Raw genomic sequence first — 8,838 nt, forward strand, 5'->3', positions numbered from 1 at the left:
CTTAGCGGTTACCGCGCATAGTTACTCGCTATGCGCGACAGCTCGGATAGCGACCTGGTGTTTTGACGGGTCGGCAGTGGGTCGACCCTCGAAACGATGCGCGGTACCGACGACTTCGAAGGCTCGCCTTGGCCGCAAACACCCAGGTCGACTCGCGCTACCGCCGGATTCCGCACCACTGTTCCTCACGCCCCGGGTCCTTAGCGCGACTTTTCGCGCCACTGGACCCCACGTGCCGAAGATGAGTTGACCTACTCGGGCCTGGTCGCCGCTGTAGGGGTAGTTCTGATCACCCTTGGCGATCTCGACTGGGGTGTTGGCTAGTGTTTCTCGGCTGTTCTGGATCCATGTTCGGGTTGTGACGATGTGACGGTTCTGTTGGCCAACCAGCCGGTGATGGGTGGAATGGCGAGCAGAACGATGAAGAGGCGAAGGCTTTGCGTCGTCGAGATCAATGCCACATCGCTGTGGCTGGCCACTGCGGTGGCCAGCACCGAGTTGATTCCGCCGGGTGTGGTGGCGAGATAGGACTCGATGAACGTCGAGCCGGTCAGTGCTGATGTCATCCACGCCAGGGCGGCGCAGCCGAGACATACACCGACGATCGCCACGAGCAGGCGCGGCAAGATCGTAGCGATGTGACGCAGGGCGGGGCGCGTGAATCGGAGTCCGACCTCGAGTCCGATGGCAACGAACAGCACATCCTTCAGCGGCCCGTCTGGAGCGAAACCGGTCCAGGTATCGGTGAAAGTGACGATTGCCGCCAAGACCATGGGGCCGAGCAATACCGGCGAGGGAAGGCCGATGCGCTCTCCGAAGCGGATACCGAGCAGACAGATCGCGGTCAACACGAGTACCGAGGAGACTCCTTGCGGTTGTTGCACCCAGCGTTCGAGCATCGGCCAGCCGAAGGTAGTGGCAGGGCTCGGCCCGCTGGAGCGGTGAGTAGCGGCCGCTGCGACCAACGGTGCCGCGAGGGCGACCATGCCTACTCGTAGATATTGAGCGAAGGCGACCTTTCGGGCGTCGGCACCCAGATCGTCCGAACAAGCGATGATGGCTGCCGAACCGCCGGGCGCCATCGCCAGTGTCGCCTCTTCGAGAGCTACTTTTCCCGTGCGTGCCAGCCATACCGCGGCCACGCCGCACAGAGCGATGGTCGCCACCGTGACCAGAATCAACGGCAGCGCCGTGGCCGCTATCGAGTGAAAGGCCTGAGGTTGCAAATAGCTACCCATGATCACACCGACCATGGCCTGCACGGCTCGACTTGTCTGTGCGGGAAATTGGGACCTGACGACCCCGCTGACCGCCAATATGGCACCGACCAGGAGTGGAAGTATCAGCTCGGCGGCCGGGACTCCTATGACTTCACCGGCTTCGGCCAGCCAATATCCCCCGATGAGGAGTGCGCTCCAGCCAGCAATCGCGCGCAGTCGCAGCGCCAATCGTGCACTCTTTGTCTGGAGGGTCTCACGTCGGTCGGACCGAGTTGTCTGTTGCCGGGGCTTGGCCACCGAGGTCGAGGAGGGAGTAGGTTGCTGTGCGCCGCTGCGTTCTTGTCCCATAAGCGATTTCACGGCCGAGCCGCTACGCTATCGCCTCGTTGATGCCTCTTCGTGATAGGGCGAAACCGTCTCTGCCTCTGCCGATAGCCGCGAGATGATCCATTGCCTCATTCAACCATGAAGACTGAGGCCGCTTCTTCTGCGGCGTTCGAGGCGACTTCCCATCCGCTGGCCAGCGCCACGACAAACCACGAGTTTGACAGCCGGTCGCTCGACCATGTTAGGTTAGCCTGTCATAAGTTAGCCGGACCTGAGTAGACCGACGAACGGAGAACACCCTTCATGTGCTTGGCAATCATTGGCCTGATCACCGCCGCGCTCGCCGGGACCGGCAGCGCCGCCGCAGGCTCTGCCGCCGCCCACAATCTCCCGGCGATGCCCTGACCAACCAGTAGTTCGCACGAGAAACGCAGCGCCCGCCCCGAGTTTCGGGGCGGGCGCTGGTGGCTGCCGCGGGGCGAGACGCGGGGCAGATGCGCCGCTACCCCCAGGAACCCTAGGTGCGCTGGCTGTTGTCGCCGAACAGTAGAAGCTGACGTGCTGACAGGACCGATCCGCCGATCTTGCGAAGGCAGCGGGCGCAGGTGATGGCTCATGGGGTCCGCACGGCCGATGGTTGAGTCGGCCCGCAGCGCGGTGTCGGTGTTGCCACCGGTCCGTTTCTGCGAGCCGCTCGCCGAACCCGGCGTGCATGTCTCCACGCACCGGGCTCTCCACGATGTCTGCCGTCAGGCGTGGTCGGCCAGGGTCCAGGGAGTGGGGATCGTGTTGCCGCGATACCGATATCGGGTGATCGGCACCTTGGCGAGGTTGAACAGTTCGATCCCGTCCGCCGAGGGCCTGTGCCACCGACCGGTGTGGTCGGCGAGGTGACGGTGGACGTCCTTCCATCTCCAACGGTGCAGCCGCTTCCACCAGCGGACAACTCGCCACCACACGAAGTTGTCGAGGCTGTCCATGGTGTGTTTGCAGACCGCGTGCCGAAAGTAGTAGGAGGCATGTGGGGTCCAGGTCCGCGAAAAGTCACGCTAAAGCGCCGGATTCCGCGCAAATGTGCATTCTGACGCCGAACCGCCAGGACGATACCCTCGCGTGTGGCGTCGTCACGATTAGGTCTGGACCCCGAACAGCGGCAGACACTTCTCCAGCCCGGTCACCTCCACCGGCACCCTTCGATGGGTTTCCCATCCCTCGCGCGTCAGCCGCAACCGCCGGATCACCGCCGGCTTCCCCCGCACCGCGTGCACCGCGAGCCCGTCGGGCTCGTACCCGAGTTTGCGTGAGACCCCGTGCGAGCCCAGGTTGTCCTCGAACGCACCCGACACCGCCGACTCGGCCCCGAGATGAGCGAAGGCCAACTCCAGCACCGCAGCCCGCATCTCCGTTCCGATACCTTGCCCGTGATGCCTTCGGCCGAGCCATGATCCAGTACCCACCTCGCCACACACCGCGAAGTCCTTCGCACCGATCGACTGGGTACCGACCAACTCCCCGTCTCGCAGCACAACGAGATTGAGTTCCCAGTCATTGACCTGCCAGTCTGCCCAGCATCGCCAGTGCCATCGCAGCACCCGCTGCGCGCGTTCGTCCGGTTCCGCATCCGTCCACTCCGCCGTGAACGGCTGAACCGCCGGATCGTGCACTCCCTCAGCCGCCAGCCCGGCGAGTGCACCCAGGTCCTCCAAACCGGGCATGCGAAGTTCCAGACGCGGCGTCCGCACCTGCAATCCAGCCACCGGCCAGTACTTCATCAGGCTCATGCCCGCCATCATTGCCGCCGGGCGCTGTTCTAGGCCACGGGGTTTCGCCACCGGCGGACTCTGCGACAAATAGCGTCGGCCGCAACGGTTTAACGCCCGTCACTGGATCAACCTCGCGGGATCACCGCGTTAGCGCCGGATCCCGTCCAGTCACTACCCCCGTGGCCGAGAATGTGGCCGGAAACGGCAGCACACCGGTCCACCTGGCCCGCCCGTGGACCACCGCGAGGTGATCTTGCGGCCAGGCGCGCCCGTCCTACCTCGCCGTGTATCGCCCGGCGATGAATTTCGGTCTCACGGTAAGTCACTACCGTCGTGCCCCTCGAGCCCACGTTGGGGCCTGCTGATGAAGGAGATAGGGCTATGACGATTCGGCGGATGGACAACGTCCTCATCGTTGTCGAGGACCTTGAGGCTGCTGTCGAGTTCTTCGTCGAACTTGGTATGGAGCTCGAGGGCCGGGGGCCAGTCGAGGGACGTTGGGTGGAACGTGTCATCGGGCTCGACGACGTCCGGCAAGACATCGCGATGCTGCGGACCCCAGACGGACACAGTCGGGTCGAGCTGGCGATGTTCCACACGCCGCAGGCGATCAGCGCTGAGCCGAAAGACGCACCGGCTAACACGTTGGGTATTCGTCGCATCATGTTCGCCGTCGACGACATCGATGATGTCGTTGCCCGCCTGCGCACCCACGGCGCCGAACTCGTCGGCGAGGTGGAGCAGTATGAGGACAGCTATCGGCTCTGCTACGTCCGTGGCCCCGAGGCCATCATTGTCGGGCTGGCCGAGCAGCTCAGCTGAAGACTGCCGAACGGGCCCTTCATCGAAACCGGCACCAATTCCTACCGGCTCGCCCACACCCGAACCCGCGCCCCGAAGAAGAGCTGACTGCCAACGCTGGATCGCTGAAATCGATTGCCCAGCTGTCCTATTCACCGCTCTGGTCAGGCTGGGGAGTCGGCGATATCGTCGTCGCTGAGGTCGTATTCATCGACGTCGAGTCCGGTTCGCGTTGCCGACAGGAACTCGACCACCGGCATCGACAGATGCCATCCCAGCGGCCGAGGCCAATGCTGCGCCTGCTCCCACGGCGTCCCACCCGGCGCGGCCTGGAGCACCCGCCAGGCGCTCGTCGGCGACAGCGGCCGCCAGGCGCTCGAAGACCGCAGTCAGATCACCGATCGCAGCCTCCAGACTGGCGAGCGCACTCAGCCCGGCCGCATCACGCGCGGGCTCGGAGAGGATGGCGGCGTAATCGCCGGTGCCGCACCACTTGCCCAAGTCCATTGCGGCCGCCATTGTTTCGTTTCTCGCCAGGTCGAGTTGGTGGGCGATGGCGCGGCGCTCGGCCTGCTCGCTGTGAGTGCTCATGCCTGCTCTCCTATCGTGGGATCGTTGGTCGCATCGGGCGATACAGCGCCCGGGGACACCGAGCCTGCACGGTCATTGGTGTTGCGGCCGTGGGCTATTGCCACGGGTTGATGGCGGGTACGCCGGTGCGCACCGGTAGCACGCACGGCCTGCGCGACGTGCGGCAGGCCGTGCGCGCTTTGCGCGAGATCATCGCTCTGCGTTCCTGATTGGAATCGGCCCCGAGCGGCGAACTCGGGGCCGTGAGCGCCGAGCACCCGGGGAGGTCGCCGCCTCTCCGGGTACCCTCTCCGATAATTCTCACGTGGTCAGCATCGTTTGTGATAGCGCCCCACGGTGATCGTTTTCCGAACGGCTGTCGGTCTGGGGTGTACCCCAAAACGACTGTCTCACGTGCAGTCCGGTCAGCCCGCCGCGAAACACGTTTCCCGACACCCGGACTCGGGATGCATACCGCAGTCGGGTCGCGGCACAATAGCGGCGGAAGGGTGGAGGATGCCGGGAGTCGACGAACTACCAGTCTCGCTGGTCGGCCCGGTGGAGCGAATTTACGAGCAGTTCGCCGCCTACCCGGTTCCGTCGCATCTGAAGCCGTGCCCGCAGTGCGCTCCGGAGTGGTCGGCGGCGGATGCTCGTGCCGTCCCACTGCGGGCGCTGTCGGGCCCACGTCTGGGAGCAGCAGCCCGACGGCAGCTTCGACCTGTACACCGGCATCCCTGCCTGAACCAGCCCGGTAACTTCGCGAGCGGTCGACGGGACCACCGAAAAGCAACTGGTCGGCGTGCCGACGACTCGTCTCGAGCGTCGGCACGTCTCGGGGTCCCGGACTGGTGAAGTCGCGTATTCAACTGTCTCCGATTGTGGTGCATTGCAAGAGCTTCAGGAGGTCCGGCTGAGGCCAGCAGACCTCTCATCCCAGGTCGGCGCCGTCCATCGGCCAGATCCTGGTGAGTCGCATCCGATGCGAGAATCTCGCACCAGATGCGACTGCCCCCTGAAACCGCAGGTTACTGAGCTGAAACCGTCCATCGAAGTATCTGGTCGGCATACTCTCTCAACACTCGCTGTGTCGCCGGGTTCCGTTGGCTGCGAACGCCTTCGACCCCGAAGCACGGCTGGCGGCGAGACAGTCGCGAGTTCGCATCCGCTGCAATTGGCGGCAGTTGTCGTAATCATGCGAAAATACAACGGATATGGGCGTAGCCGCAGGTAGTCGTTGAGGCGAGACTACGGAGTCGCCTCGTTAGAGGTGCCGATAGATCGTGGGGCGGGTCTCGCCCAGATCGCTGAGACCATCGGCGTCTCGCGTAAGACCGTCTACCGCCACCTCGAACGAGACGATCAACCAGGCAGAACGCCCTAATCACCCACCAAATCGATGCTCTACCAACGGCTTGAGTCATATCCGTTGTTTTCGCGCGATTACTACTTCTGGGACCCCCCACGTCAAAGGCAAGCTCCGCGAATACCTCCGGCTCTGAACAGGAGCCGGGAACCAGGAGGAGAGATAAGACGAGAACTGGCCAGTCCTTAGACCGTGTCTCACATGGGTGGTTTCGCTTTCGCGAGCTTCTTGTAGCAGGTGAGCGCCGCGGCCAGTGTGGGGAACCAGAGGAAGTGAGTTCCCTTGCGGTCGGCATTGCGACACAGCGGCGGCACCGTTAGAAACACACGCCCCCACCCCATCCCGGACGTGACAGGCACTCGGGACAGGACCACATGCCGGGGTCGGCCACGAGTCGAGCTTGCTGAAATCCGCTGCTGATCAGGCTAATCCGGGAGTCAAACCCAGGCCTAGCTAGGCGCGGGGGCCAGGCCTGCATACATCATGGTGCCGGTCTGCGGCTCCCGGAGGACGAGGACGTTGTCGCCTGTGCGGGGGATTTCCAGGCGTGAGACCAGGGTTGTGATCTTCACCTGTTGGCCGCCCAAGTCAAGCAGGAGCACGACATTCGGGTTGTCGTTGATCGTCTGCCCGGTGTCCTGGACTTGCACGACGGTCGCGGTCTCGGTGGGGACTCCGGCTGCGCGCAACTCCGCGGCCTGCTGGGCCTGGTTGGCCGACGCCATCGCACCCTGCATGGCGTTGGTGAACTCGCTGCCCATGAACGCCTTGGTCATTTTGCCCGTAAGGCCTTTGCCCTGCATGATTTTCTCGGCCTTTTGCATCGCCTCGGCCTGGCGGTCCTGCATGGACTTCTTGTTGCCGAACAGTCCCACCGAAACCTCCACACTTGTTACGGCCTCCGGTCAGAGTATGTCAGAGCCGTGCCAACGACGACCCGACAAAGCAAATCTTCAATGGAACGGTTGGCGTCTACCTGGGAAACTGGATCCGGTCACGGCGGTGGGGTTACGCGCTGAGCTGAGCGTGCGCGGGGTACGGCACTGTGCTGGAGGTGATGTCGTCTCGGTACACGTCGGCGGGCTGCGGTTCGACGTGCTGGCCTGGCACGGCGACGACGGCGAGTTCATGTGGCTGGTCGACCACCCGCGCGCCGATCCCTTCGGCGACCCGCTCGCGGCCGGATACCGGTTGACCGGATAGCCGAGCTGTTGACCAGGCAGAAAGCCACAGGGGCCAAGCCCTCACGTCTTGCCCGCGACATCGGCATAAGTTACGACGCTGCAAGCAAATACCTGGGAGAAGCAGCAAGGATCCGGGCCGGCCTTTAGAACCCCCGCCAGGGCTCGACCAGGCGGCCGGTGCGGATGGTGGCCAACCGCTTGTCGTATTCGGCGCGGATGCGGGGTGAATGGTCGACGTTCTGCGCCAGCCAGCTGATCATCTTCAGCTGCATCACCGCCTGCAGCACTGGCCATCTCGACCAGGTCGTGACGTCGTAGCCGTAGGCGTCGGCGAAGGCCTGGTAGTCGGCCGGGGCGAGCATGCCCATCGACGCCTCGGCAGCGGTCTTGGCCAGATCCCATTCCGCCGGCCCGACCGCGAACGCCTCCAGGTCGATCAGCACCGCCTGCCCGTCGCAGATCATCACGTTTTTCACGTGCGCGTCACCGTGCAGTGCCACTACCGGCAGCTGGAAGCTCAGCGTGGCCAACTCCTGGTCGAGCTCGTCCACCCGCCGCCGCAGAAACTCCGCGTCGGCGGCCGCGATGGGTGCCGACTTCAGGCGCGCCGCAACATGTCCGAACCCCTGCACGGGCGGCAGCGGCAGATCAGCGGGCCGGGGCAGTTGATGCAGTCGGCGCAGCAGCGCGCCCAGGATCCCGGCCTCCGCGATATCGGCGGCCTGGCCGGGAAGGAACTGCCAGAACGTGATCGGGTGCCCGTCGATGTCGATCGGCTGCTGGTGGTCTTTGACTTCGAAGATCTGGGCGGCGGGGAACTGCTGCGCGGCAAGCCATTCGGCGACGGCGACCTCTTTGACCGCATCGTCCCAGCGGGTCATGTTGCGGCCGATGCGGACCACCACCGGAGCGGATTCCAGCAGGTAGAGCATGTTCTCTCCCAGCCGCAGCAGCCGCGCGTCCGCGGGGTCCAGGCCGACATTGCGGCATGCGCGATCCAGTACCGCGTCGATCGTTTCGGGCAGGAAAACGGAGGCAGCGGGACGAGGAGGCACGACTTCCAGGCTATGGGCCACTGTCAACTGACCGCACGGCCTTCCTGACATCAGGCGTTCGAAGACGCCCCGCCCAATGGGTCCAGTCATCTTGTGCGGTGCGGCCATTGTCGGGAATCGTCAGGTTGGTGCGACACCCCGGGTGTGTACGCCACTCGCATGCGCAGATCGGGCTGTCCAACGGGGGCGTGTACACCGTCGCGCCGCAGACCTGGCACTGGTGTGTGCGATGCCCGGTCCGTGCCGGGGAACTGCCATCGGTGGCGGCCGGCGCCGGGCACGGGAGATAAATTCCGGAGCCGCCCGCGGCCTGGCGAGGCCTTGGCGCGACGGAAACGCCTGTCGGCCCACCTCTGCGAGACCGGCGCTAAGCAGGTACCGCAGACGATGCGCTCTTATCTGAGATAACTGCTTAGCGCCGGATTCCGCGCGAATGTTTGTCAACGGCATGCCAATTCGGGATCTGGCACGGTTTGCGTGATTGACCCGGCCTGGATTGCCAACGGGCGCTTGATGATCGATCATGTCGCCGGTGTTCTGATCTTGGACCGC

8 protein-coding genes and 1 pseudogene are annotated in these 8,838 nt (G+C 64.4%); 2 read left to right on the plus strand and 7 right to left on the minus strand.

Annotated elements, in window-relative coordinates; translation table 11 throughout:
* Positions 1 to 320 precede the first annotated feature (320 nt).
* The 3 genes and pseudogenes from ACIRRA_RS44980 to ACIRRA_RS44990 form a co-directional block, all read right to left on the minus strand.
* Positions 321 to 1,448, minus strand: a complete 1,128-nt coding sequence (locus tag ACIRRA_RS44980) for an AbrB family transcriptional regulator (RefSeq protein WP_402781965.1) — start codon at positions 1,446 to 1,448, stop codon at positions 321 to 323.
* A gap of 848 nt (positions 1,449 to 2,296) precedes the next feature.
* Positions 2,297 to 2,545 (minus strand): annotated as a pseudogene (locus ACIRRA_RS44985) (group II intron reverse transcriptase/maturase); the annotation flags it as partial.
* Positions 2,546 to 2,677: 132 nt separating this feature from the next.
* Complete coding sequence (locus ACIRRA_RS44990) at positions 2,678 to 3,379, minus strand: GNAT family N-acetyltransferase (RefSeq protein WP_402781968.1); 702 nt, start codon at positions 3,377 to 3,379, stop codon at positions 2,678 to 2,680.
* A gap of 312 nt (positions 3,380 to 3,691) precedes the next feature.
* On the opposite strand from ACIRRA_RS44990, the gene ACIRRA_RS44995 reads away from it, so the two are divergent.
* Entirely contained in the window at positions 3,692 to 4,132 is a 441-nt protein-coding gene (locus ACIRRA_RS44995) for a VOC family protein (protein ID WP_402781971.1), read from the plus strand.
* Between the two features lie 186 nt (positions 4,133 to 4,318).
* On the opposite strand, the gene ACIRRA_RS45000 is transcribed toward ACIRRA_RS44995, so the two are convergent.
* The 3 genes from ACIRRA_RS45000 to ACIRRA_RS45010 form a co-directional block, all read right to left on the minus strand.
* Entirely contained in the window at positions 4,319 to 4,702 is a 384-nt protein-coding gene (locus ACIRRA_RS45000; protein ID WP_402781973.1) for a hypothetical protein, read from the minus strand.
* Positions 4,703 to 6,244: 1,542 nt separating this feature from the next.
* On the minus strand, positions 6,245 to 6,373 hold the full coding sequence (locus ACIRRA_RS45005; RefSeq protein WP_402781976.1) for a hypothetical protein: 129 nt from the start codon (positions 6,371 to 6,373) through the stop codon (positions 6,245 to 6,247).
* Positions 6,374 to 6,496: 123 nt separating this feature from the next.
* The gene (locus ACIRRA_RS45010) at positions 6,497 to 6,922 is read right to left on the minus strand and encodes a hypothetical protein (RefSeq protein ID WP_402781979.1); all 426 of its coding nucleotides are present in this window, start codon (positions 6,920 to 6,922) and stop codon (positions 6,497 to 6,499) included.
* Positions 6,923 to 7,049: 127 nt separating this feature from the next.
* On the opposite strand from ACIRRA_RS45010, the gene ACIRRA_RS45015 reads away from it, so the two are divergent.
* Positions 7,050 to 7,250 carry a hypothetical protein gene (locus ACIRRA_RS45015; protein ID WP_402781982.1) on the plus strand — a complete coding sequence of 67 codons (201 nt, stop codon included), beginning with the start codon at positions 7,050 to 7,052 and terminating at the stop codon, positions 7,248 to 7,250.
* Positions 7,251 to 7,374: 124 nt separating this feature from the next.
* Here ACIRRA_RS45015 and ACIRRA_RS45020 read toward each other — a convergent pair whose 3' ends face one another.
* Entirely contained in the window at positions 7,375 to 8,286 is a 912-nt protein-coding gene (locus ACIRRA_RS45020; protein ID WP_402781985.1) for a phosphotransferase enzyme family protein, read from the minus strand.
* Between the last annotated feature and the right edge of the window lie 552 nt (positions 8,287 to 8,838).

This window comes from Nocardia sp. NPDC101769, assembly GCF_044766925.1.
In the GTDB taxonomy this organism is placed as follows: domain Bacteria; phylum Actinomycetota; class Actinomycetes; order Mycobacteriales; family Mycobacteriaceae; genus Nocardia.

Coding starts and splice junctions, on each gene's coding strand:
- ACIRRA_RS44995 (WP_402781971.1), top strand. CDS start 3,692: ATGACGATTCGGCGGATGGACAACGTCCTCATCGTTGTCGAGGACCTT.
- ACIRRA_RS45000 (WP_402781973.1), bottom strand. CDS start 4,702: ATGAGCACTCACAGCGAGCAGGCCGAGCGCCGCGCCATCGCCCACCAA.